Source organism: Alsobacter sp. KACC 23698 (assembly GCF_045348435.1).
In the GTDB taxonomy this organism is placed as follows: Bacteria; Pseudomonadota; Alphaproteobacteria; order Rhizobiales; family Beijerinckiaceae; genus Alsobacter.
This window is the reverse complement of sequence record NZ_CP157484.1, coordinates 3216698-3237238: the sequence shown is the minus strand read 5'-3', so window position 1 is coordinate 3237238 and position 20541 is coordinate 3216698. Positions and strand designations below refer to the sequence as shown.

Here is a 20541-nt window from a genome sequence, read left to right as displayed (position 1 = left end):
GATGTCCTGCAGGCGCGCTATCCATCCGGACGGGATCTGCCCGAGGGCTCACGACAATGAACGGCCAAAACATCCGTATTCGCCTCAAGGCGTTCGATCATCGCGTGCTCGATTCGTCGACGAGCGAGATCGTGTCGACCGCTAAGCGGACCGGAGCGCAGGTGCGGGGACCGATCCCCCTTCCGACGCGTATCGAAAAATTCACTGTGAACCGCTCTCCGCACGTCGACAAGAAGTCGCGGGAGCAGTTCGAGATCCGCACTCACAAGCGCGTTCTCGACATCCTCGACCCGACCCCCCAGACCGTCGATGCTTTGATGAAGCTCGACCTGGCGGCCGGCGTCGATGTCGAGATCAAGCTCTAAGCGAGCGGGACACGGGGACCACACCATGCGGTCAGGCGTCATCGCCCAGAAACTCGGCATGACCCGCATCTTCACGGATGCCGGGGAACATGTGCCGGTCACCGTCCTCAAGCTGGACCACTGTCAGGTGGTCGGGCACAGGACGGAGGACAAGAACGGTTACACCGCGCTGCAAGTCGGCGCCGGTCTGGCCAAGGTCAAGAACGTCTCGAAGGCGGAGCGCGGCAATTTCGCGATCGCCAAGGTCGAGCCGAAGCGCAAGCTCGCCGAGTTCCGCGTGTCCACGGACACGCTGATCCCGGTCGGCGCCGAGATCACCGCGGACCACTTCGTGGCGGGCCAGTTCGTCGACGTGACGGGCACCTCCACGGGTAAGGGCTTCGCGGGCGGCATGAAGCGCTGGAACTTCGGCGGACTTCGCGCCTCCCACGGCGTGTCCGTGTCGCACCGCTCGCTCGGTTCGACCGGCGGCCGCCAGGATCCGGGCAAGACGTTCAAGAACAAGAAGATGGGCGGCCATCTCGGCGTCGAGCGCGTCACCACGCAGAACCTGCGTGTGGTGCAGACGGATGTCGAGCGCGGCCTGATCCTCGTCGAGGGCGCGGTCCCCGGCGTGAAGGGCGGTTGGATCTTCGTGCGGGACGCGGTCAAGCGCGCTCTCCCGGCCGAGGCCCCCAAGCCCGGCGCGTTCCGGCTGCCGAACGGCTCGGAGACGGCGGCTCCGGAAGCGGCTCCCCAGGCGACTGAAGGGGAGATCGCGTGATGAAGCTCGACGTCACCAATTTCGATGGCGGCGCAGCCGGCTCTGTCGAGCTGTCGGACGAGATCTTCGGTCTCGATCCCCGGCAGGACCTGATCCAGCGTTACGTGCTGTGGCAGCTCGCCAAGCGGCAGGCCGGCACGCACAAGACCAAGGGTCGCGCCGAGATCTGGCGCACCGGCAAGAAGCTCTACAAGCAGAAGGGCAGCGGCAACGCTCGTCACGGCTCGGCCCGCGTGCCGCAGTTCCGCGGCGGCGGACGCGCCTTCGGACCGGTTGTCCGCTCGCACGAGCATGACCTGCCCAAGAAGGTCCGCGCGCTGGCGCTGCGTCACGCCCTCTCGGCCAAGGCCAGGGACGGCGGCATCATGGTCGTCGACCAGGCCTCCGCGGCCGAGCCGAAGACCAAGGCGCTGCGTGACCGCTTCACGGCTCTCGGCCTCGGCAACGCGCTGATCATCGACGGCGCCGAGCTGAACGTAAACTTCGCGCTCGCTGCGCGGAACATCCCGAACATCGATGTCCTGCCGGTTCAGGGCATCAACGTCTACGACATCCTGCGGCGCGAGAAGCTCGTGCTGACCAAGGCGGCCGTGGATGCGTTGGAGGCGCGCTTCAAATGAGCACCGATCCGCGGCACTACGACATCATTCTCGGCCCGGTCATCACCGAAAAGGCGACGACCCAGTCCGAGCAGAACAAGGTCGTCTTCAAGGTTCGCAAGGACGCCTCCAAGCCGCAGATCAAGGCGGCGGTGGAGAAGCTCTTCGACGTCAAGGTCGAGGCCGTCAACACCCTGATCCGCAAGGGCAAGGTGAAGCGCTTCAAGGGGACGGTCGGAAAGCAGTCGGACGTGAAGAAGGCTGTCGTGACCCTGGCCGAGGGCCAGTCGATCGACGTCACGACCGGGCTTTGAGCGAGAGGATCAGATAATGGCGCTCAAGACCTTCAAGCCGATCACGCCGAGCCTTCGCCAGCTCGTGATCGTCGACCGCAGCGAGCTCTACAAGGGCAAGCCGGTCAAGACGCTCACGGCCGGCAAGTCCGAGGCGGGCGGCCGCAACAACACCGGCCGCATCACCGTCCGCTTCCGCGGCGGCGGGCACAAGCAGACCTACCGCATCGTCGACTTCAAGCGTCGCGAGCGGATGGGCGAAGTCGCCAAGGTGGAGCGGATCGAATACGATCCCAACCGCACGGCGTTCATCGCGCTGCTCCGGTTCCCCGACGACGGCGTTTCCTACATCCTGGCGCCGCAGCGCCTGGCGGTGGGCGCGCAGGTGGTGGCGGCCGAACAGGCCGACATCAAGCCCGGCAACGCCATGGCGATCGGCAACATCCCGGTGGGCACCATCGTCCACAACGTGGAGATGAAGATCGGCAAGGGCGGCGCGCTCGCGCGTTCGGCCGGCACCTACGCCCAGATCGTGGGCCGCGACCAGGGTTACGTGATCGTCCGCCTGAACTCGGGCGAGCAGCGCCTGATCCATGGCGGCTGCTTCGCGACGGTGGGCGCGGTGTCCAACCCCGACCACATGAACACCTCGATCGGCAAGGCCGGTCGTCAGCGCTGGCTCGGCCGTCGCCCGCATAACCGCGGCGTGACCATGAACCCGATCGACCATCCGCACGGCGGCGGCGAAGGCCGCACCTCGGGCGGCCGCCACCCGGTCACCCCGTGGGGCAAGCCGACCAAGGGCAAGAAGACGCGTTCCAACAAGCGGACCGACAAGTTCATCGTGTCGTCCCGCCACGCCCGCAAGAAGAAGTAAGGGGGTCCACGATGACTCGTTCCGTATGGAAGGGCCCGTTCGTCGACGGCTACCTCCTGAAGAAGGCGGACGCCGCGCGAGCCGCCACCCGTTCCGAGGTGATCAAGATCTGGAGCCGTCGCTCCACGATCCTGCCGCAGTTCGTCGGCCTCACCTTCGGCGTTTACAACGGCCAGAAGCATATCCCGGTCAATGTTTCCGAGGAGATGGTCGGCCACAAGTTTGGCGAGTTCGCCCCGACCCGTACGTTCTACGGGCATGCGGCGGACAAGAAAGCCAAGAGGCGGTAAGCCATGGGCAAGGCTGCAACTCCCCGCGCGCTTCCGGACAATGAAGCGAAGGCCGTCGCCCGGATGCTCCGGGTGTCGCCGCAGAAGCTGAACCTGGTCGCCGGTCTGATCCGGGGCAAGAAGGTCGCCACGGCGCTCGCCGATCTCGAATTCTCGAGGAAGCGCATCGCCCGTGACGTCCGCAAGTGCCTGGAGAGCGCCATCGCGAACGCCGAGAACAACCACGACCTGGACGTCGACGACCTCGTCGTGTCGCAGGCCTTCGTGGGCAAGGCGCTCGTCATGAAGCGGTTCCACGCCCGCGCCCGCGGTCGCGCTGGTCGTGTCGAGAAGTTCTTCTCGAACCTCACGATCATCGTGCGCGAAACCGAAGCCAAGGCCTGAGGAGAGAACCATGGGTCAGAAGGTCAATCCAATCGGCCTGCGCCTCGGCGTCAACCGCACGTGGGACAGCCGCTGGGTCGCCAGCAAGGGCGAGTACGGCCGGCTGCTGCACGAGGACATCGCGATCCGCAAGGCGTTGATGAAGACGCTGAAGCAGGCCGCCGTCTCCAAGATCGTCATCGAGCGCCCGCACAAGAAGTGCCGCGTCACCATCTACTCGGCCCGTCCGGGCGTGGTGATCGGCAAGAAGGGCGCGGACATCGAGAAGATGCGCAAGTCCGTGACGAAGATGACGAACTCCGAGGTCGTCATCAACATCGTCGAGGTGCGCAAGCCCGAGGTCGACGCGACGCTCGTCGCGGACTCGATCGCCCAGCAGCTGGAGCGCCGCGTGGCGTTCCGCCGCGCCATGAAGCGCGCCGTTCAGTCGGCGATGCGTCTGGGCGCGGAAGGCATCCGGATCAACTGCTCGGGCCGCCTCGGCGGGGCCGAAATCGCGCGCCAGGAATGGTACCGCGAGGGACGCGTTCCGCTGCACACGCTGCGCGCGGACGTGGACTACGGCGTGGCGACGGCGTTCACCACCTATGGCACCTGCGGCATCAAGGTCTGGATCTTCAAGGGCGAGATCCTCGAGCATGACCCGATGGCTCAGGACAAGCGCATGGCCGACGAGGGTGGCCAGCGGTCCGGCGGCCGCCGCGACCACGCGGCCTGACGGACCGGTTGAGGAATCACAGACATGCTTCAGCCCAAGAAGACGAAGTTCCGCAAGCAGTTCAAAGGCCGCATCAGCGGCGCTGCGAAGGGCGGGACCAACCTGGACTTCGGCCAGTTCGGCCTGAAGGCCATGGAGCCTGAGCGCGTCACGGCCCGCCAGATCGAGGCGGCCCGCCGTGCTCTCACCCGCCACATGAAGCGCGCCGGCCGCGTCTGGATCCGCGTGTTCCCGGACGTCCCGGTCTCGTCCAAGCCCACGGAAGTGCGTATGGGCAAGGGCAAGGGCGCGCCGGAGTTCTGGGCCTGCCGCGTCAAGCCCGGCCGCATCATGTTCGAAATCGACGGCGTCTCGGTCGACCTCGCTCGCGAGGCCCTGACCCTGGCGGCCGCCAAGCTGCCGATTAAGACGCGCTTCATCCAGCGCATCGCCGAGTAAGGAGGGCGACATGAAGACGAAGCAGAGGCTCTCCGACCTCACTGCGATGTCGAAGGACCAGCTTCAGGACGAGCTCCTGAAGCTGAAGAAGGAACAGTTCAACCTGCGTTTCCAGAAGGCCACCGGCCAGCTGGAGAACACGGGCCGCATCAAGGAAGTCCGTCGCGACATCGCGCGGATCAGGACCACGGCGGCCGCAAAGCTCGCCGAAGCTGGCAAGGCTTGAGGAGAGACCGATGCCGAAGCGCATACTGCAGGGCGTCGTCGTCAGCGACAAGCAGGACAAGACTGTCGTCGTGAAGGTCGAGCGCCGGTTCACGCATCCGCTCTTGAAGAAGACGGTGCGTCGGACCAAGAACTACCACGCTCACGACGAAGCCAACCGGTTCAAGGTCGGCGACGAGGTGCGCATCGAGGAATCGAAGCCCATCTCCAAGCTCAAGACCTGGGTCGTGGTCGAAGAAGCGACCGCGTCCTAAAAAGAAATTTCGAAAATCAGAGCGTTTGGCCGCGCTGGTGGGTTCCCACGGGCGCGGAAAAATGCTCTTGAGTGCGCGCACAAACGGGGGACGCAGATCCCCGTCAGGCGAAGTCCGGCGAGCCTGAGATCGCCGGAAACCGGTCTGAGACACAGAAAGGATCAAGACCATGATCCAGATGCAGACGAATCTCGATGTCGCCGACAATTCCGGCGCCCGTCGTGTGATGTGCATCAAGGTCCTCGGCGGCTCCAAGCGCAAATACGCTGGAGTCGGTGACGTCATCGTCGTTTCCGTGAAGGAGGCGATCCCGCGCGGCCGCGTGAAGAAGGGCGACGTCATGAAGGCGATCGTCGTTCGCACCGCCAAGGACATCCGTCGCGCGGATGGTTCGGTGATCCGCTTCGACCGCAACGCGGCCGTGCTGATCAACAACCAGAAGGAGCCGATCGGCACCCGTATCTTCGGACCGGTGCCCCGCGAGCTCCGCGCCAAGAATCACATGAAAATCATTTCGCTCGCGCCTGAGGTGTTGTGATGGCCGCGAAGATCAAGAAGGGCGACAAGGTCGTCGTCATCACAGGCCGTGACGCGGGCAAGACCGGCGAGGTCGTGCAGGTCATGCCGAAGGAGACCCGGGCCATCGTGCGCGGCGTCAACCTGGTGAAGAAGCATCAGCGCCAGACCGCGAACCAGGAAGGCGGGATCATCTCGAAAGAGGCTCCGATCCAGCTGTCCAATCTCGCGATCGCCGACCCCAAGGACGGCAAGCCGTCCCGCGTCGGCTTCAAGGTGCTCGAGGACGGGCGCAAGGTTCGTTTCGCCAAGCGTTCGGGAGATCTGATCGATGGCTAACGCGAATGTTGCGGGCCCTGAGCCCCGCCTGAAGACGATTTACACCGACGTGGTCCGGCCGAAGCTCATCGAGGAGTTCGGCTACAAGAACGTCATGGAAGTGCCGACCATCGAGAAGGTCGTGCTCAACATGGGCGTCGGCGAAGCCACGCAGGACACCAAGAAGGTTCAGTCGGCCGCGGCCGACCTGGCCCTCATCGCCGGCCAGAAGCCGGTGATCACCAAGGCCCGTCAGGCGATCGCGACCTTCAAGGTGCGCGAGAACATGCCGATCGGCGCCAAGGTCACGCTCCGCAAGGTGCGGATGTACGAGTTCCTCGATCGTCTCGTGAACATCGCTCTCCCGCGCGTCCGCGACTTCCGGGGCTTGAACCCCAAGTCGTTCGACGGCCGCGGGAACTTCGCGATGGGCATCAAGGAGCACCTGATCTTCCCGGAGATCAACTACGACAAGGCCGAGGCCGTGTGGGGCATGGACATCATCGTCTGCACCACCGCCAAGACCGACGACGAGGCTCGCGCCCTGTTGCGCGCCTTCAACTTCCCGTTCCGGCAGTAAGAGCTCGCTCTTAAACGCGGAAACCAGGAGAAACACATGGCCAAGAAGAGCTCTGTCGAGAAGAACAAGCGGCGCATGAAGCTCGTCAAGCAGTATGCTGGCAAGCGCGCGCGTCTTCTCGATGTCGCGAACGACGAGTCCAAGTCGATGGAGGAGCGTTTCGGCGCCCGCCTCAAGCTGTCCGAGCTGCCGCGCAACGCGAACCCCACCCGGGTTCGCAACCGCTGCGAGATCACGGGCCGTCCGCGCGCCTACTATCGCAAGTTGAAGATGTCCCGTATTGCGCTTCGCGAGCTCGGCTCGCAGGGCGTGATCCCGGGTCTGACCAAGTCGAGCTGGTGAGGAGGATCGACCATGGCGATCAATGATCCCGTCGGTGATATGCTCACCCGCATCCGCAACGCCCAGATGCGTCGCAAGGGCAAGGTGACGAGCCCCGGCTCGAAGCTGCGCGCCCGCGTGCTCGACGTGTTGCAGTCGGAAGGCTACATCCGCGGCTATTCGACGACCGAGTACGGCAACGGCCGCACGGAGTTCGAGATCGAGCTGAAGTATTTCGACGGCGCCCCCGTCATCCGCGAGATCGCTCGCGTGTCGAAGCCGGGCCGCCGCGTGTACTCCGCCGTCGACTCGATGCCGCGCGTCGCCAACGGCCTCGGCATCACCATCATCTCCACGCCGCAGGGCGTCATGGCCGATCACGAGGCCAGGGAGAAGAACGTCGGCGGCGAAGTGCTCTGCACGGTCTTCTGATCGGCAATCAGCGCAACGCAGTCACGGGGAGACCACAATGTCTCGTATTGGAAAGAAGCCCGTTGCGGTGCCGGCCGGCGTTACGGCCAACCTCGACGGAAACCTGGTGAAGGTCAAGGGAGCGAAGGGCGAGCTGTCCTTCCTGGCTCCCGAGGACGTCACCGTCACGCTCGAGAACGGCGCCATCACGGTGACGCCGCGCACCGAGACCAAGCGCGCCCGCGCGATGTGGGGCATGTCCCGCTCGCAGGTGGCGAACCTGATCGATGGCGTGACCAAGGGCTATGAGAAGAAGCTCGAGATCACCGGCGTCGGCTACAAGGCCGCGGTCGCCGGCAAGGTCCTGAAGCTGTCGCTCGGCTACAGCCACGACGTCGACTACGAGATCCCGACCGGCATCGCGATCACCACGCCGAAGCCGACCGAGATCCTGGTCACGGGCGTCGACAAGCAGCGCGTGGGCCAGACCGCCGCCGAGATCCGCGACTTCCGCGGTCCGGAGCCCTACCAGGGCAAGGGCGTCCGGTACTCGGGCGAGTTCATCTTCCGCAAGGAAGGCAAGAAGAAGTAAGGACCGGCCATGCCTAAGAACCTCGAGGCCGCCGAGCGCCGTCTTGCTCGTGTGCGCCGTTCCATCAAGAAAGTGTCGAACGGGCGTCCGCGCCTGTCGGTCTTCCGCTCGTCGAAGCAGATCTACGCCCAGGTCATCGACGACGCGCAGGGCGTCACCCTTGCGGCCGCCTCCTCGCTGGAGAAGGACCTCAAGGGCGGCCTGAAGACCGGAGCCGACACCGACGCCGCCAAGGCCGTCGGCAAGCTCGTGGCCGAGCGCGCCAAGGCCGCCGGCGTCGACAAGGTCGTGTTCGACCGCGGCTCCTACATGTATCACGGCCGCGTCAAGGCGCTGGCCGAAGCCGCCCGCGAAGGCGGCCTGGACTTCTGATCGCCGTCCCGGCGCCGCGCGCCGGGCCGACGGTCGTCCGAAAGACGCGGCGGGCCACCCCAAAAGGGTGGCCTTCCGCCGTCGGTCCCTGTAAAGGGTCCGCACATCCCATCATCGAGCGAGCGGCGGGCCCGGAGGGTTCGTCCGCGCAAGTGAGAGAGAGATCATGGCTAGAGAGCCCCGTCAGGGCCGGGATCGCGAAGAGCGCGATTCCGAGTTCGTGGACCGCCTGGTCCACATTAACCGCGTCGCCAAGGTGGTGAAGGGCGGCCGTCGCTTCGGTTTCGCCGCCCTCGTCGTCGTCGGCGACCAGAAGGGACGCGTCGGCTTCGGCCACGGCAAGGCCCGCGAAGTGCCGGAAGCCATCCGCAAGGCCACGGAAGCCGCCAAGCGCGCGCTCATCCGCGTGCCGCTGCGCGAAGGCCGCACGCTGCATCACGACGTCGCCGGCCGCCACGGCGCCGGCAAGGTCATCCTGCGCGCCGCCCCGGCCGGCACCGGCATCATCGCCGGCGGCCCGATGCGCGCCGTCTTCGAGGCGCTCGGCGTCCATGACGTCGTGTCGAAGTCGCTCGGCTCGTCGAACCCCTACAACCTCGTGCGCGCCACGTTCGACGCTCTGAAGAGCGAAGACTCGCCGCGCTCGGTCGCGGCCCGCCGCGGCCTCAAGGTCAGCGTCCTTCAGTCCCGCCGCGGCGACGCGGACGGCGCTGGCGCCGACGCCTGAGGAGGGAATGATGGCTGACAAGACCGTGACGGTCGAACAGACCGGTAGCCCGATCCGCCGCGACGCCAGCCAGCGCGCGACGCTGGTGGGCCTGGGGCTCAACAAGATGAATCGCCGTTCGACTCTTGCCGACACCCCTTCGGTGCGCGGCATGATCGCGAAGGTGAAGCACCTCGTGCGCGTCGTCGATTGAGGAGCGCATCACCATGAAGCTCAACGAAATCTCTGATAACGAAGGCGCCAAGAAGGGCCGGATGCGCGTCGGACGCGGCATCGGCTCGGGCAAGGGCAAGACCGGCGGACGCGGCGTGAAGGGTCAGAAGGCCCGCACCGGCGTGGCCGTGAAGGGCTTCGAGGGCGGCCAGATGCCGCTCTATCGTCGCCTGCCCAAGCGCGGCTTCTGGAACCCCTTCTCGACGGACCTGAACGAGGTCAATCTCGGGCGGATCCAGGAGGCGGTGGACGCCAAGAAGCTCGACGCGGGCCAGCCCGTGACGATCGAGGCCCTCGTGGCGGCGGGCGTCTGCTCCAAGCCGCGCGACGGCGTCAAGATCCTCGGCGTCGGCGACCTCACCGCGAAGCTCTCCTTCGAGGTCTACGGCGCTTCGAAGTCGGCTCAGGCCGCCATTGAGAAGGCCGGCGGATCGCTGAAGATCCTCGCCGCCGCGGTGGCGGAATCGGCGGCCTGATCCTATCTCAGGATCACGCCGTGATGGTATGACGCCGGGCGGCGGACCATGTCCGCATCGCCCGGCGTTGCTTTTTTGGGGGCTGGCGCCTCCCACCTTTTCCGATATCGGAGCGCAGTATGGCATCCGCGGCTGAACAGCTTGCAGCGAACCTGAATTTCGGCGCCTTGGCGAAGGCCGAGGAACTCAAGAAGCGGATCTGGTTCACGCTCGGCGCGCTGCTGGTCTACCGGCTGGGGACCTACATCCCGCTGCCCGGGATCAACATCGATGCGCTCAACGACATCTTCAAGCAGCAGCAGCAGGGCGTGCTGGGCCTGTTCAACATGTTCTCGGGCGGCGCCGTCGGCCGACTGGCGATCTTCGCCCTGAACATCATGCCCTACATCTCGGCCTCGATCATCATCCAGCTCCTCACGTCGATCGTGCCGAGCCTGGAGGCCTTGAAGAAGGAAGGCGAGGGCGGCCGCAAGGTCATCAACCAGTACACGCGCTACCTCACGGTCGTGCTGGCGACGTTCCAGGCCTACGGCATCTCCAAGGGCCTGCAGGGTTCCTCCAACGTCGTGGCCAATCCGGGCCTGTTCTTCGAGATCTCGACCACGATCACGCTGGTCGGCGGCACCATGTTCCTGATGTGGCTGGGCGAGCAGATCACCGCCCGCGGCATCGGCAACGGCTCCTCGCTGATCATCTTCGCTGGCATCGTGGCGGAGCTTCCGTCCGCCGTGGTCGGCACCCTGGACCTCAGCCGCCAGGGCGCGATCCCGGCCATCCTTCTGCTGGGCGTCGTGCTGATGTCGGCGGCGGTGATCGCCTTCATCGTGTTCATGGAGCGGGCGCAGCGCCGGCTGCTGATCAACTACCCCAAGCGCCAGGTCGGCAACCGGGTCTATGAGGGGCAGACCTCGTTCCTGCCGCTGAAGCTGAACACCTCGGGCGTCATCCCGCCGATCTTCGCCTCGTCGCTGCTGCTGCTGCCGACGACGATCGCAGGTTTCTCGGCCCAGTCCGGCGGCACCGGCTTCCTGGCCAACATGGCGGTCTATCTGGGCCACGGCCGGCCGCTTTTCATGCTGCTCTACGCCGGCCTGATCGTGTTCTTCGCCTTCTTCTACACGGCTATCGTGTTCAATCCGCAGGAGACGGCTGACAACCTGAAGAAGCATGGCGGCTTCATTCCCGGAATCCGGCCGGGCGAGCGCACCGCCGAGTTCATCGACAAGGTGCTGACGCGCATCACCGTCCTGGGCGCTGGCTACCTCGTCATCATCTGCATGTTGCCCGAACTGCTGATTTCGCAATTCGCGCTGCCGTTCTATTTCGGTGGAACGTCGCTGCTGATCGTCGTGAGCGTCACGATGGACACGGTGGCGCAGGTTCACGGCCATCTGCTGGCGCATCAGTATGAAGGCCTCGTGAAAAAGGCGAAGCTGCGGGGGAGGCGTCGTTGAGGTTGATCTTGTTGGGACCGCCCGGGGCGGGCAAGGGCACGCAGGCGGTCCGGCTGGTGGAGAGGTTGGGCATCCCCCAGCTGTCGACCGGCGACATGCTCCGCGCCGCCGTTTCGGCCGGCACGCCGATCGGCCTCAAGGCCAAGGCGGTCATGGAGGCGGGCGGGCTCGTCTCCGACGACATCGTCATCGGCATCGTGGCCGACCGCATCGAGGAGGCCGACGCCAAGCGAGGCTTCATCCTGGACGGCTTCCCGCGCACGGTCGCGCAGGCCGAAGCCCTGGACAGGATGCTCGAGGCGAAAGGCCTGAAGCTCGACTCGGTCGTCGAGCTGGTGGTCGACCAGGATGCGCTGGTGCACCGCATCGTCAAGCGCGCCGAGGAGACGGCCGCGGCCGGCCTGCCGGTGCGCAAGGACGACGATCCGGAGGTCTTCAAGACCCGCCTGGCCGCCTACAACCGCGACACCGCCGTGGTGTCTCCCTATTATGAGAAGACCGACCGCCTGAAGCGCATCGACGGCATGCAGCCCATCGACGCGGTGACAGAGGCCATGAAGGCGGCGATCGGGGGTTAGGCTTAAGTCCCCCACCGGGACTGACCCTGCCGTGACACGGCAGGGTTGGTCACCGGTCAGCCGGCCGGAGAAAAAGGCCTTTGTCTTGTGACCAATCCAGCATCTTGCCTGCGAAGTGGTCAAAGTGTTTTTCAGTGATGAAAAAGACGAGCTTTCTGTTTCCGAACACGCCTATCGCGTCCTGTGGAATCTGTTTCAATTGCGCAGACGTGTACGCCCCGATGAGGAGTCCTTCGTCTGGAAGCGCACCCTTGGGTCTTATTCGCCCCCAAGCGAGACAGAGGGCGGCGGGTTCTTGGAGCGTTTTTTCCTGAAATCGTGCCTCGATCCCTCCTAGAGCTTGCTCGGCAGCAGGAGAAATTGCGAAGTTCTTCAGAATATCGGAAAGACTGACCATTTCGTCCTCAGCGATTGTCGTTGAGAAGGATCCCATGCGAAACGGCGGCAGGCGTCGTCCAAGTTGGGCACGCGAAGCGGGCCGGGCCTTCCGCGATGACATCGCCGAAGGAAAAGCGATAAACGCAGAGCCTGCCGCCGCTATACGGAACCTCGGCTATCAAGCTGCCGAAGTCGTATGAGATTTGCAGGATCAGATCGAGTGGATCGAGTTCGACGCCGTTCGGCGCGTCTGTCCATTGGCCTGCGCCTTGTTGGCCTGCCGGCGTCCTTGGTTGCGCCGGGGAATACTTCAAGACTGACCTGGATCGCATGGCAACCTCCAAATTAGGAACATATTCGTATATTTGGCTATCAGTGTCAACTCACTGCGCGGCTTGACACCGCCGCCTCAATCCCCTAACCACCCGCTTATCCGGTTTCATGAATTGGACTCCCGAGGCCTCCTGGCGGGGCGGCGGGGGTCTGTTCGTTTGTGAAGCCAACCGCGCAGGGGCCGGCCTCCACCGGACGCGCGGGACCAGCAACCGCCGGGACCAGCCCGGCTCCGGGCGCGAGCCCGGCGACATGGAGACGGCCGAAATGGCACGTATCGCAGGCGTCAACATCCCGACGAACAAGCGCGTCGTGATCGCCCTTCAGTACATTCACGGCATCGGCGCCAAGAAGGCCGAGGAGATCACGACGGCTGTCGGGATCCCGGCCGATCGCCGCGTGGCGCAGCTCACCGACAACGAGGTGCTGCAGATCCGCGAGATGATCGACCGCGACTACACGGTCGAGGGCGACCTGCGCCGCGAAGTGGCGATGAACATCAAGCGCCTGATGGATCTCGGCTGCTACCGCGGCCTGCGCCATCGCCGCAACCTGCCGGTCCGCGGCCAGCGCACGCACACCAACGCGCGCACCCGCAAGGGCAAGTCCAAGCCGATCGCCGGCAAGAAGAAGTGACCTGACGCGCGCAGCGCGGCAGGTCATCCCCGGCGGCCCGCAACGCGGGCCGGGAAGGGGATCCAGCAACAGGCTGCGAGCCTGAAGGCTCGCGGTCCACAATCGACCACCTCCATCCCGAGCGCCTGGCATGACGGGCGCGCAAGAAGGATCTCGATCCCATGGCCAAGGAAGCAACCCGCGTTCGTCGCCGCGAACGCAAGAACATCGTGTCGGGCGTCGCTCACGTGAACGCCTCGTTCAACAACACGATGATCACGATCACGGACGCGCAGGGCAACACCATCGCCTGGTCGTCGGCTGGCATGATGGGCTTCAAGGGCTCGCGCAAGTCGACCCCGTACGCCGCCCAGGTGGCGGCCGAGGACGCCGGCCGCAAGGCCGCCGAGCACGGCATGCGCACCCTCGAAGTCGAGGTGACGGGACCCGGTTCGGGCCGTGAGTCGGCGCTGCGCGCCCTGCAGGCCGCCGGCTTTACGGTGACCTCGATCCGCGACGTCACGCCGATCCCGCACAACGGCTGCCGCCCGCGCAAGCGTCGTCGCGTCTGACGCGACCCAAGACTGCGTCTCCCCGTCCGACGGGGCAGGGAGACGTCACCATCCGCCATCGTGAACGCGAGGCCAGGGTCGACGGACCGATATGCCTCGCGCTCTTTCATGAGGGACAACACCCGTGATCCAGAAGAACTGGCAAGACCTGATCAAGCCGACGAAGCTCGAAGTCACCGCGGGCGACGACGGCAAGCGGGTGGCTACGCTCGTCGCCGAGCCGCTCGAGCGCGGCTTCGGCGTGACGCTCGGCAACGCCCTGCGCCGCATTCTCCTGTCCTCGCTCCAGGGCGCGGCGATCACCTCCGTCCACATCGACGGCGTGCTGCACGAGTTCTCGTCCATTCCGGGCGTGCGTGAAGACGTCACCGACATCGTCCTGAACATCAAGGCGATCTCGATCAAGATGCAGGCGGAGGGCATGAAGCGCCTGACGCTGCGCAAGCAGGGCCCCGGCCAGGTCAAGGCCGGCGACATCCAGACCCCCGGCGACTGCCAGATCCTGAACCCCGAGCTCGTCATCTGCACCCTTGACGAGGGCGCGGAGATCCGCATGGAGTTCACGGTCAAGATGGGCAAGGGCTACGTCGCGGCCGACCGCAACCGTCCGGAAGATGCGCCGATCGGCCTGATCCCGGTCGACAGCCTCTACTCGCCGGTCAAGAAGGTCAGCTACCGGGTCGAGAACACCCGCGAGGGCCAGATCCTCGACTATGACAAGCTGACGCTGGTCGTCGAGACCAACGGTGGCGTGTCGCCCGAGGATTCCGTGGCTTACGCCGCCCGCATCCTGCAGGACCAGCTCGAAGTGTTCGTGAACTTCGAGGAGCCCCGGCGCGAGGAAGAGAAGACCGCGATGCCGGAGCTCGCCTTCAACCCGGCGCTGCTCAAGAAGGTCGACGAGCTGGAGCTTTCGGTCCGTTCGGCGAACTGCCTGAAGAACGACAACATCGTCTATATCGGCGACCTGATCCAGAAGACGGAGGCGGAGATGCTCCGCACCCCGAACTTCGGCCGCAAGTCGCTGAACGAGATCAAGGAAGTGCTCGCGGGCATGGGCTTGCATCTCGGCATGGAAATCGCCGGCTGGCCGCCGGAGAACATCGAAGAGCTCGCGAAGCGCTTCGAAGAGCACTACTGAGCCGATCGTTCTGCCGGGCGGGCGACGGATCAACCGTCGCCTGACCCACAATGAAGACGGCCGACCCTTGGCACGGCGGCCGAACCATCAAGGAGAGATCCTATGCGCCATGGATTTAGGGGCCGCCGGTTCAACCGCTCGGCCGAGCACCGCAAGGCCATGTTTGCGAACATGTGCCAGGCTCTGATCAAGCACGAGCAGATCATCACGACGCTGCCGAAGGCCAAGGACCTGCGTCCCGTCATCGAAAAGCTGGTGACGCTGGGCAAGCGCGGCGACCTGCACGCCCGCCGCCAGGCGATCGCGCAGATCAAGGACGTGCAGCTCGTCAAGAAGCTCTTCGACGTGCTGGGCCCGCGCTACGCGGAGCGCAACGGCGGCTACACCCGCATCATGAAGGCCGGCTTCCGCTTCGGCGACAACGCCGCCATGGCGGTGATCGAGTTCGTCGATCGCGACGTCGATGCGCGCGGCCAGGACTCCGGGCCGAGCCAGAACGCCGGCGGCGACATGGAGGAGGCGGCGTAAGCCCCCTCTCATCTCCAGCGACCTTCAGGGCGGCTCTCGGGCCGCCCTTTTTCGTTCCGGCCAGCGAGGCCATGGCCGCGGCGCGTGCGCGACCGCTCTTTCTCGCGCCCACGGGGCTCGCTATATGCGCTCTCACCTTCAACCCTGATGGGAATCACGCCATGCGGACGATGATCAAGCCACTGCTCGGCGCGGCGTTCCTCATGCTGGCCTGGGGCGGAGCCGGCAAGGACGCCTCGGCGCAGGGCCTGCAGGCGCCCGTTCCACAGACCATGGCGCAGGCCAAGGCGAGTTTCGCGCCGCTGGTGCATCGCGTCAGCCCCGGCGTGGTCAATGTCTACGCCACCCGCGTGCAGAAAATGCCGCGCAATCCTTACCTGGACGATCCCATCTTCCGCCGCTTCTTCGGGGGCGGGGCGGACCAGCCGCAGGAACGGGTTCAGCGCTCGCTCGGGTCCGGGGTCATCGTCGATCCGTCCGGCTTCGTGGTCACCAATCATCACGTCATCGAGGGCATGACGGAGGTGAAGGTGGCGCTCGCCGACAAGCGTGAATTCGAGGCCGACATCGTGCTGCGCGATCCGCGCACGGATTTGGCGGTGCTCAAGATCAAGGGATCTGAGCCCTTCAAGGCGCTGGAATTGGGCGACTCGGACGCGCTGGAGGTCGGAGACCTTGTCCTCGCCGTGGGCAACCCGTTCGGGGTCGGCCAGACCGTCACGTCCGGCATCGTGTCCGCGCTGGCGCGCACCCAGGTGGGCGTCTCCGACTACCAGTTTTTCATCCAGACTGACGCGGCCATCAATCCGGGCAATTCCGGCGGGGCCCTCATCGACGTGAATGGACGGCTCATCGGCGTCAACACCGCCATCTTCTCCCAATCGGGCGGCAGCCATGGCATCGGGTTCGCGATCCCGGCCAACATGGTCAAGGTGGTGGTGGCGTCCGCCAAGGGCGGCAGCAAGAGCGTGCGGCGGCCGTGGTTCGGCGGCAAGCTCCAGGCCGTCTCGTCAGACCTGACCGAGAGCCTGGGCCTGGACCGGCCGACCGGCGCCCTCGTGGCCTCCGTGGTGGACAAGAGCCCGGCCGCCGAGGCGGGGCTCAAGGCCGGCGACGTGATCCTGTCCGTCGACGGGCAGACCGTCGACGATCCGGACGGCTTCGGCTTCCGTTTCGCCACCAAGCCCTTGGGCGGGACGGCCTCGCTCAGCGTGCTGCGGGCGGGCAAGAAGATCGTCATGCCGGTGAAGCTCTCTCCCGCGCCCGAAAGCCGCCCCCGCGACACGGTCGTGCTCAAGGGGCGTTGGCCGCTGGCCGGGGCCACGGTGATGAACGCTTCGCCCGCCGTGGCGGAGGAGATCTCCGCCGAGATCGGGCTGGATGGCGTCGTGGTGGCCGACGTCGCGCCCGGATCGCAGGCCGCGGAACTCGGCCTCAAGAAGGGCGACGTGATCCTGAACGTCGACGACAACCCGGTGAAGTCCACCCGCGAGCTGGAGAAGCTCGCCAAGCCCCGGCAGTATTACTGGAAGCTGGTCGTGCAGCGGGGCGGCGAAGTCCTCACCACCGCGGTCGGGGGGTAGGGGCGCCGGCAGGCCTCGAGGCCCGCGCTGCGGGGGATGGCGTCCTGGCCCTGACGTCGCTATCTCTGGCTCATGTCCACTCTGTTCGAAGCCGCGGGCCTGGAGAAGGGCGCGCCCCGTCCCCTGGCCGACCGGCTGCGCCCGACGACCCTCGACGAAGTGGTCGGCCAGGAGCATCTGGTCGGGCCGGAGGGCGCGCTGACGCGGCTGGTCGAGTCCGGCTCGCTCGGATCGCTCATTTTTTGGGGGCCGCCCGGCACCGGCAAGACCACCGTCGCGCGCTTGCTCGCGCATGAGACGACGCTTCACTTCGAGCCGATCTCGGCGATCTTCACCGGCGTCGCCGATCTCAAGAAGGTCTTCGAGGCCGCGCGGGGGCGCCGCGCGACCGGGCGCGGCACGCTGCTCTTCGTCGACGAGATCCACCGCTTCAACCGCTCGCAGCAGGACGCCTTCCTGCCCGTGATGGAGGACGGCACGATCACCCTCGTGGGGGCGACGACCGAGAACCCGTCCTTCGAGCTCAACGCCGCGCTTCTGTCGCGGGCGCGCGTGTTGACCTTCCGATCGCTGGACGAGAGCGCCATCGCGCGCCTTCTGGCGCGCGCCGAGGCCGTGGAGGGCATGCCGCTTCCTGTCGACGCGGAGGCCCGGGCCGCCCTCGTGGCGATGGCGGACGGGGACGGACGGGCGTCGCTGACGCTCGCCGAGGAGCTCTGGCGCGCCGCCAAGCCCGGCGAGGTCTTCGACGTGGCCGGGCTGTCGCGCGTCGTCCAGAGGCGGGCCCCGATCTACGATAAGGGCCAGGACGGGCACTACAATCTGATCAGCGCGCTGCACAAGACCGTGCGCGGGTCGGATCCCGACGCGGCGCTGTATTACCTGGCCCGCATGCTCGACGCCGGCGAGAACCCTCTCTATATCGGCCGGCGCCTCGTCCGGATGGCGGTCGAGGACATCGGGTTGGCCGATCCCCAGGCCCTGGTGATCGCCAACGCCGCCAAGGACGCCTACGACTATCTGGGCTCGCCGGAGGGCGAGCTCGCGCTGGCCCAGGCCACCGTCTACCTGGCGACAGCGCCCAAATCCAACGCCGTCTACACCGCCTACAAGGCCGCGCTGCGGGCCGCCAAGGAGGGAGGCTCGCTGACGCCGCCCAAGACTATCCTGAACGCGCCGACGAAGCTGATGAAGCAGGAGGACTACGGCGCGGGCTACCGCTACGACCATGACGAGCCGGACGCCTTCTCGGGCCAGGATTATTGGCCGGAGAAGCTCGGGCGCCAGGCTTTCTACGAGCCCGTGGAGCGGGGTTTCGAGCGCGAGATCCGCAAGCGGATGGAGTGGTGGGACAAGCTGCGCGGCGAGCGCGGCGGGTGATCCGCGCCCCGCCGGGGTATTCAGGACCGGCCGGCGGTGCTACCACCCGCTCTGGCTGACGGGACCGCGAGGTCTTGCGGCGGGGCTGGACGGACATGCAGTCGACATTACTGGTTTTCATCGGAGGCGGGCTCGGGGCGGCGCTGCGCCACGCGTCGAATGTCGCCATCGCCCGAAGCTTCGGGACGGCGTTTCCGTGGAACACGCTGGCGATCAACGTGGCCGGTTCAGCCGCCATGGGTCTGTTGGCGGCGTTTTTCGCGTTCAAGGCCGGCGAAGGCTGGTCGCAGCCGGCCAGGCTGTTCCTGACCACGGGCGTGTGCGGCGGGTTCACGACCTTTTCGGCCTTCTCGCTCGACGCCGTCCTGCTGTGGGAGCGGGGCTCGACGAGCCTCGCCATCGCCTACGCGATCGCCTCGGTCGTGCTGTCCATATTGGGGCTGCTCGCCGGCCTCGCGATCGTCAGGAGCTTGACATGAAGAGCGGCGGACCCAAGAGGCCGGGCGGCGGCCGCCCGAGCGCCGGCGCCGGCGCGGGCGGACGGGCCGGACGGACGCGGCCGGGAACGGCGGCGCCAGCCGGCGGCGCGGGCAAGAGCGCGGGCAGGGGCGCGGGAAAGCGATCCGGAGCGCCGGCTCAGCAGGACCGGCCCTCCCGCGACGCAGGCAAGTCCTTCGGCGCGGGCGGACCGTCGGGCGCCGGCAAGGCCTCGCGGTCGGCCAAGCCCTACGGGACGGGAGCGCCCCTCTTGGCGGGGCGGACCCGCCGGCGTGGGGACGAGAGCGGCGGAGAGCCCTTGCGGTTCATGCCCAGCGAAACCTCCGCGCCTCGCCGGTCCCGTGGCTGGACCGGCGAAGCCGCGTCTCCGCGTCAGATCGAGCAGGCCCAGCCGGCGCCGCGTGAGCCGGCTCGGGGAGAGCAGGGCACTCCGGAGGCAAAGGAGGCCGCGCCGGCGATGACCGGCGTGCAGACCGTCGCCGTCACGGCGGACGAAGCCGGAATGCGGGTGGACCGCTTCCTGGAGGCGCGCTTTCCGGGACTGTCCTTCAGCCACATCCAGCGGGTCGTCCGCAAGGGCGAGTTGCGGGTGAACGGCAAGCGGGTGGAAACGAAGGACCGGCTCCTGGAGGGGCAGGCCGTCCGGATTCCGCCCCTGTCGCTGGAGCCGCCGAAGACGGGGCCGCGCGCCTCGAAGGCGGACGAGGAGACCCGGGCCTTTCTGAAATCGATCACGCTCTACGAAGACGACGACATGCTCGTCATCGACAAGCCGATGGGTCTCGCGGTCCAGGGCGGGTCGGGCATGACGACCCATGTGGACAAGATGCTGGAATCCCTGACCGACGCCAAAGGCCAGACGCCCCGGCTGGTGCACAGGCTCGATCGCGACACCTCAGGCTGCCTTGTGATCGCCAAGACGCGCTTCGCGGCGTCCACCATGGCCAAGAGCTTCCGGTCGCGCGACACCCGCAAGACCTATTGGGCTCTGGTCGCCGGAGTTCCGAGGGTCAAGCAGGGCCGCATCTCGACCTATCTGGCCAAGGGCGAGGACGACGAGGGCGACGCCAAGATGCACGTGGCGAAACACGGGGCCGAAGGGGCCACGCATGCGGTCACCTATTACGCGGTGGTGGAGACGGCGGCGCAAAAGCTCGCCTGGCTGTCGCTCAAGCCGGTCACCGGCCGTACGCACCAGTTGCGCGCCCACACCGTCCATATCGGCCATCCGATCGTGGGCGATCCGAAATATTTCAACATCGAGAACTGGGAGTTGCCGGGCGGGATTCAGAACCGCCTGCATCTCCTGGCCCGGCGGATCGTGATTCCTCATCCGCGGACGGGCAAGCCGATCGACATCACCGCGCCTTTGCCGCCGCACATGCGGCAATCGTGGAACCTGCTGGGCTTCGACACGGCTCGCTACGACCCGATCGAGGAGGCGCCGGAGGCGTGAGGAAGGTCAGGTTCATTTTAACAGGATCCGTCAGCACAATTGTGGACGTCGGTGGCGACGTGGCCGAACATGGCTTTCACGCTGTTCTTGTAAAGGCCCGCACCGACGACGAGCCCGGCGGCCAGAATTGCTGACATCACCACATACTCTATGGCTGTCGCGCCCGACTCTTCTTTCTGGAGGAAACGACGTATCGCGATTACCAAACGGCGCATCATTGGACGCCTCACGGGTTCGTCTAGCGAAAGACCCCGGCGTCGCCGCCGGGGTCCTCTGTATCAGCCGAGCGAATA

General features: G+C 66.2%; 34 protein-coding genes. 31 read left to right on the top strand and 3 right to left on the bottom strand.

Going from position 1 to position 20541, the window contains the following annotated elements:
* Positions 1–56 precede the first annotated feature (56 nt).
* From rpsJ to ABEG18_RS15245, 23 genes are all read left to right on the top strand, one after another.
* Positions 57–365, top strand: a complete 309-nt coding sequence (gene rpsJ, locus ABEG18_RS15355; RefSeq protein ID WP_406853928.1) for a 30S ribosomal protein S10 — start codon at positions 57–59, stop codon at positions 363–365.
* Between the two features lie 25 nt (positions 366–390).
* Positions 391–1128, top strand: a complete 738-nt coding sequence (gene rplC / locus ABEG18_RS15350; protein ID WP_406853927.1) for a 50S ribosomal protein L3 — start codon at positions 391–393, stop codon at positions 1126–1128.
* Positions 1128–1748 (top strand): 50S ribosomal protein L4, encoded by a 621-nt coding sequence (gene rplD, locus ABEG18_RS15345; RefSeq protein ID WP_406853926.1) that lies wholly within the window; start codon positions 1128–1130, stop codon positions 1746–1748. The genes rplC and rplD overlap by 1 nt, the downstream gene beginning before the upstream one ends.
* A complete protein-coding gene (locus ABEG18_RS15340; RefSeq protein WP_406853925.1) occupies positions 1745–2041 on the top strand; it encodes a 50S ribosomal protein L23 in 297 nt (98 codons plus the stop codon). The genes rplD and ABEG18_RS15340 overlap by 4 nt, the downstream gene beginning before the upstream one ends.
* A 16-nt stretch (positions 2042–2057) precedes the next feature.
* Entirely contained in the window at positions 2058–2897 is an 840-nt protein-coding gene (gene rplB / locus ABEG18_RS15335; protein ID WP_406853924.1) for a 50S ribosomal protein L2, read from the top strand.
* A gap of 11 nt (positions 2898–2908) precedes the next feature.
* Complete coding sequence (rpsS, locus tag ABEG18_RS15330; RefSeq protein ID WP_406853923.1) at positions 2909–3187, top strand: 30S ribosomal protein S19; 279 nt, start codon at positions 2909–2911, stop codon at positions 3185–3187.
* 3 nt (positions 3188–3190) lie between these two features.
* Entirely contained in the window at positions 3191–3571 is a 381-nt protein-coding gene (rplV, locus tag ABEG18_RS15325) for a 50S ribosomal protein L22 (protein WP_406853922.1), read from the top strand.
* 10 nt (positions 3572–3581) lie between these two features.
* Positions 3582–4289: a 30S ribosomal protein S3 gene (gene rpsC / locus ABEG18_RS15320; protein WP_406853921.1), complete on the top strand. Its 708-nt coding sequence runs from the start codon at positions 3582–3584 to the stop codon at positions 4287–4289.
* A 24-nt stretch (positions 4290–4313) separates the two neighbouring features.
* Entirely contained in the window at positions 4314–4727 is a 414-nt protein-coding gene (rplP, locus tag ABEG18_RS15315) for a 50S ribosomal protein L16 (protein ID WP_406853920.1), read from the top strand.
* 10 nt (positions 4728–4737) lie between these two features.
* Positions 4738–4953 (top strand): 50S ribosomal protein L29, encoded by a 216-nt coding sequence (gene rpmC / locus ABEG18_RS15310; protein ID WP_406853918.1) that lies wholly within the window; start codon positions 4738–4740, stop codon positions 4951–4953.
* 10 nt (positions 4954–4963) lie between these two features.
* Positions 4964–5206, top strand: coding sequence for a 30S ribosomal protein S17 (rpsQ, locus tag ABEG18_RS15305; protein WP_406853917.1), 243 nt, complete (start codon positions 4964–4966; stop codon positions 5204–5206).
* 169 nt (positions 5207–5375) lie between these two features.
* Positions 5376–5744, top strand: a complete 369-nt coding sequence (gene rplN / locus ABEG18_RS15300) for a 50S ribosomal protein L14 (protein WP_293868772.1) — start codon at positions 5376–5378, stop codon at positions 5742–5744.
* On the top strand, positions 5744–6061 hold the full coding sequence (rplX, locus tag ABEG18_RS15295; RefSeq protein ID WP_406853916.1) for a 50S ribosomal protein L24: 318 nt from the start codon (positions 5744–5746) through the stop codon (positions 6059–6061). Before rplN ends, rplX begins: the two co-directional genes overlap by 1 nt.
* Entirely contained in the window at positions 6054–6620 is a 567-nt protein-coding gene (gene rplE, locus ABEG18_RS15290; RefSeq protein ID WP_406853915.1) for a 50S ribosomal protein L5, read from the top strand. The genes rplX and rplE overlap by 8 nt, the downstream gene beginning before the upstream one ends.
* Positions 6621–6656: 36 nt before the next feature.
* The gene (gene rpsN, locus ABEG18_RS15285) at positions 6657–6962 is read left to right on the top strand and encodes a 30S ribosomal protein S14 (protein WP_406853914.1); all 306 of its coding nucleotides are present in this window, start codon (positions 6657–6659) and stop codon (positions 6960–6962) included.
* A gap of 12 nt (positions 6963–6974) precedes the next feature.
* Positions 6975–7373, top strand: coding sequence for a 30S ribosomal protein S8 (gene rpsH, locus ABEG18_RS15280; protein ID WP_406853913.1), 399 nt, complete (start codon positions 6975–6977; stop codon positions 7371–7373).
* A gap of 37 nt (positions 7374–7410) precedes the next feature.
* A complete protein-coding gene (gene rplF, locus ABEG18_RS15275) occupies positions 7411–7944 on the top strand; it encodes a 50S ribosomal protein L6 (RefSeq protein WP_406853912.1) in 534 nt (177 codons plus the stop codon).
* A 9-nt stretch (positions 7945–7953) separates the two neighbouring features.
* On the top strand, positions 7954–8316 hold the full coding sequence (rplR, locus tag ABEG18_RS15270) for a 50S ribosomal protein L18 (RefSeq protein ID WP_406853911.1): 363 nt from the start codon (positions 7954–7956) through the stop codon (positions 8314–8316).
* Positions 8317–8482: 166 nt separating this feature from the next.
* Positions 8483–9043 (top strand): 30S ribosomal protein S5, encoded by a 561-nt coding sequence (gene rpsE / locus ABEG18_RS15265; RefSeq protein WP_406853910.1) that lies wholly within the window; start codon positions 8483–8485, stop codon positions 9041–9043.
* A 7-nt stretch (positions 9044–9050) separates the two neighbouring features.
* The gene (gene rpmD, locus ABEG18_RS15260) at positions 9051–9236 is read left to right on the top strand and encodes a 50S ribosomal protein L30 (protein WP_406853909.1); all 186 of its coding nucleotides are present in this window, start codon (positions 9051–9053) and stop codon (positions 9234–9236) included.
* 13 nt (positions 9237–9249) lie between these two features.
* A complete protein-coding gene (gene rplO / locus ABEG18_RS15255; RefSeq protein WP_406853908.1) occupies positions 9250–9732 on the top strand; it encodes a 50S ribosomal protein L15 in 483 nt (160 codons plus the stop codon).
* Between the two features lie 119 nt (positions 9733–9851).
* Complete coding sequence (gene secY / locus ABEG18_RS15250) at positions 9852–11186, top strand: preprotein translocase subunit SecY (protein WP_406853907.1); 1335 nt, start codon at positions 9852–9854, stop codon at positions 11184–11186.
* Positions 11183–11764 (top strand): adenylate kinase, encoded by a 582-nt coding sequence (locus ABEG18_RS15245; RefSeq protein ID WP_406853906.1) that lies wholly within the window; start codon positions 11183–11185, stop codon positions 11762–11764. Before secY ends, ABEG18_RS15245 begins: the two co-directional genes overlap by 4 nt.
* A gap of 49 nt (positions 11765–11813) precedes the next feature.
* Here ABEG18_RS15245 and ABEG18_RS15240 read toward each other — a convergent pair whose 3' ends face one another.
* Both ABEG18_RS15240 and ABEG18_RS15235 read right to left on the bottom strand, forming a co-directional pair.
* A complete protein-coding gene (locus ABEG18_RS15240; RefSeq protein ID WP_406853905.1) occupies positions 11814–12161 on the bottom strand; it encodes a hypothetical protein in 348 nt (115 codons plus the stop codon).
* Between the two features lie 7 nt (positions 12162–12168).
* The gene (locus ABEG18_RS15235) at positions 12169–12456 is read right to left on the bottom strand and encodes a hypothetical protein (protein WP_406853904.1); all 288 of its coding nucleotides are present in this window, start codon (positions 12454–12456) and stop codon (positions 12169–12171) included.
* A gap of 286 nt (positions 12457–12742) precedes the next feature.
* On the opposite strand from ABEG18_RS15235, the gene rpsM reads away from it, so the two are divergent.
* From rpsM to ABEG18_RS15195, 8 genes are all read left to right on the top strand, one after another.
* A complete protein-coding gene (gene rpsM / locus ABEG18_RS15230) occupies positions 12743–13111 on the top strand; it encodes a 30S ribosomal protein S13 (protein WP_406853903.1) in 369 nt (122 codons plus the stop codon).
* A 161-nt stretch (positions 13112–13272) separates the two neighbouring features.
* A complete protein-coding gene (rpsK, locus tag ABEG18_RS15225) occupies positions 13273–13662 on the top strand; it encodes a 30S ribosomal protein S11 (protein ID WP_188518751.1) in 390 nt (129 codons plus the stop codon).
* Between the two features lie 124 nt (positions 13663–13786).
* Positions 13787–14803 (top strand): DNA-directed RNA polymerase subunit alpha, encoded by a 1017-nt coding sequence (locus ABEG18_RS15220; protein WP_406853902.1) that lies wholly within the window; start codon positions 13787–13789, stop codon positions 14801–14803.
* A gap of 102 nt (positions 14804–14905) precedes the next feature.
* The gene (rplQ, locus tag ABEG18_RS15215) at positions 14906–15331 is read left to right on the top strand and encodes a 50S ribosomal protein L17 (RefSeq protein WP_406853901.1); all 426 of its coding nucleotides are present in this window, start codon (positions 14906–14908) and stop codon (positions 15329–15331) included.
* Positions 15332–15492: 161 nt separating this feature from the next.
* On the top strand, positions 15493–16914 hold the full coding sequence (locus ABEG18_RS15210) for a DegQ family serine endoprotease (RefSeq protein WP_406853900.1): 1422 nt from the start codon (positions 15493–15495) through the stop codon (positions 16912–16914).
* A 72-nt stretch (positions 16915–16986) separates the two neighbouring features.
* Positions 16987–18294, top strand: a complete 1308-nt coding sequence (locus ABEG18_RS15205; RefSeq protein WP_406853899.1) for a replication-associated recombination protein A — start codon at positions 16987–16989, stop codon at positions 18292–18294.
* A 95-nt stretch (positions 18295–18389) separates the two neighbouring features.
* On the top strand, positions 18390–18773 hold the full coding sequence (gene crcB, locus ABEG18_RS15200) for a fluoride efflux transporter CrcB (protein ID WP_406853898.1): 384 nt from the start codon (positions 18390–18392) through the stop codon (positions 18771–18773).
* A complete protein-coding gene (locus ABEG18_RS15195) occupies positions 18770–20248 on the top strand; it encodes an RluA family pseudouridine synthase (protein WP_406853897.1) in 1479 nt (492 codons plus the stop codon). Before crcB ends, ABEG18_RS15195 begins: the two co-directional genes overlap by 4 nt.
* 17 nt (positions 20249–20265) lie before the next feature.
* Here the strand turns inward: ABEG18_RS15195 and ABEG18_RS15190 are convergent, their stop codons facing one another.
* Positions 20266–20466 carry a Flp family type IVb pilin gene (locus tag ABEG18_RS15190; RefSeq protein ID WP_406853896.1) on the bottom strand — a complete coding sequence of 67 codons (201 nt, stop codon included), beginning with the start codon at positions 20464–20466 and terminating at the stop codon, positions 20266–20268.
* Between the last annotated feature and the right edge of the window lie 75 nt (positions 20467–20541).

What these genes read in the sequence shown, in the direction of transcription:
- rplE (WP_406853915.1), top strand. Translation starts at nt 6,054, where the DNA reads ATGGCTAACGCGAATGTTGCGGGCCCTGAGCCCCGCCTGAAGACGATT.
- rplC (WP_406853927.1), top strand. Translation starts at nt 391, where the DNA reads ATGCGGTCAGGCGTCATCGCCCAGAAACTCGGCATGACCCGCATCTTC.
- rplX (WP_406853916.1), top strand. Translation starts at nt 5,744, where the DNA reads ATGGCCGCGAAGATCAAGAAGGGCGACAAGGTCGTCGTCATCACAGGC.
- crcB (WP_406853898.1), top strand. Translation starts at nt 18,390, where the DNA reads ATGCAGTCGACATTACTGGTTTTCATCGGAGGCGGGCTCGGGGCGGCG.
- rplF (WP_406853912.1), top strand. Translation starts at nt 7,411, where the DNA reads ATGTCTCGTATTGGAAAGAAGCCCGTTGCGGTGCCGGCCGGCGTTACG.
- rpsH (WP_406853913.1), top strand. Translation starts at nt 6,975, where the DNA reads ATGGCGATCAATGATCCCGTCGGTGATATGCTCACCCGCATCCGCAAC.
- rpsE (WP_406853910.1), top strand. Translation starts at nt 8,483, where the DNA reads ATGGCTAGAGAGCCCCGTCAGGGCCGGGATCGCGAAGAGCGCGATTCC.
- ABEG18_RS15195 (WP_406853897.1), top strand. Translation starts at nt 18,770, where the DNA reads ATGAAGAGCGGCGGACCCAAGAGGCCGGGCGGCGGCCGCCCGAGCGCC.
- rplO (WP_406853908.1), top strand. Translation starts at nt 9,250, where the DNA reads ATGAAGCTCAACGAAATCTCTGATAACGAAGGCGCCAAGAAGGGCCGG.
- rpsQ (WP_406853917.1), top strand. Translation starts at nt 4,964, where the DNA reads ATGCCGAAGCGCATACTGCAGGGCGTCGTCGTCAGCGACAAGCAGGAC.
- ABEG18_RS15210 (WP_406853900.1), top strand. Translation starts at nt 15,493, where the DNA reads ATGCGGACGATGATCAAGCCACTGCTCGGCGCGGCGTTCCTCATGCTG.
- rpsK (WP_188518751.1), top strand. Translation starts at nt 13,273, where the DNA reads ATGGCCAAGGAAGCAACCCGCGTTCGTCGCCGCGAACGCAAGAACATC.
- rplP (WP_406853920.1), top strand. Translation starts at nt 4,314, where the DNA reads ATGCTTCAGCCCAAGAAGACGAAGTTCCGCAAGCAGTTCAAAGGCCGC.
- ABEG18_RS15190 (WP_406853896.1), bottom strand. Translation starts at nt 20,466, where the DNA reads ATGATGCGCCGTTTGGTAATCGCGATACGTCGTTTCCTCCAGAAAGAA.
- rpmC (WP_406853918.1), top strand. Translation starts at nt 4,738, where the DNA reads ATGAAGACGAAGCAGAGGCTCTCCGACCTCACTGCGATGTCGAAGGAC.
- rpsJ (WP_406853928.1), top strand. Translation starts at nt 57, where the DNA reads ATGAACGGCCAAAACATCCGTATTCGCCTCAAGGCGTTCGATCATCGC.
- rpmD (WP_406853909.1), top strand. Translation starts at nt 9,051, where the DNA reads ATGATGGCTGACAAGACCGTGACGGTCGAACAGACCGGTAGCCCGATC.
- rplV (WP_406853922.1), top strand. Translation starts at nt 3,191, where the DNA reads ATGGGCAAGGCTGCAACTCCCCGCGCGCTTCCGGACAATGAAGCGAAG.
- ABEG18_RS15240 (WP_406853905.1), bottom strand. Translation starts at nt 12,161, where the DNA reads ATGGTCAGTCTTTCCGATATTCTGAAGAACTTCGCAATTTCTCCTGCT.
- rpsC (WP_406853921.1), top strand. Translation starts at nt 3,582, where the DNA reads ATGGGTCAGAAGGTCAATCCAATCGGCCTGCGCCTCGGCGTCAACCGC.
- rplQ (WP_406853901.1), top strand. Translation starts at nt 14,906, where the DNA reads ATGCGCCATGGATTTAGGGGCCGCCGGTTCAACCGCTCGGCCGAGCAC.
- rplD (WP_406853926.1), top strand. Translation starts at nt 1,128, where the DNA reads ATGAAGCTCGACGTCACCAATTTCGATGGCGGCGCAGCCGGCTCTGTC.
- rpsS (WP_406853923.1), top strand. Translation starts at nt 2,909, where the DNA reads ATGACTCGTTCCGTATGGAAGGGCCCGTTCGTCGACGGCTACCTCCTG.
- rplR (WP_406853911.1), top strand. Translation starts at nt 7,954, where the DNA reads ATGCCTAAGAACCTCGAGGCCGCCGAGCGCCGTCTTGCTCGTGTGCGC.
- rplN (WP_293868772.1), top strand. Translation starts at nt 5,376, where the DNA reads ATGATCCAGATGCAGACGAATCTCGATGTCGCCGACAATTCCGGCGCC.
- secY (WP_406853907.1), top strand. Translation starts at nt 9,852, where the DNA reads ATGGCATCCGCGGCTGAACAGCTTGCAGCGAACCTGAATTTCGGCGCC.
- rpsM (WP_406853903.1), top strand. Translation starts at nt 12,743, where the DNA reads ATGGCACGTATCGCAGGCGTCAACATCCCGACGAACAAGCGCGTCGTG.
- rpsN (WP_406853914.1), top strand. Translation starts at nt 6,657, where the DNA reads ATGGCCAAGAAGAGCTCTGTCGAGAAGAACAAGCGGCGCATGAAGCTC.
- ABEG18_RS15340 (WP_406853925.1), top strand. Translation starts at nt 1,745, where the DNA reads ATGAGCACCGATCCGCGGCACTACGACATCATTCTCGGCCCGGTCATC.
- ABEG18_RS15205 (WP_406853899.1), top strand. Translation starts at nt 16,987, where the DNA reads ATGTCCACTCTGTTCGAAGCCGCGGGCCTGGAGAAGGGCGCGCCCCGT.
- rplB (WP_406853924.1), top strand. Translation starts at nt 2,058, where the DNA reads ATGGCGCTCAAGACCTTCAAGCCGATCACGCCGAGCCTTCGCCAGCTC.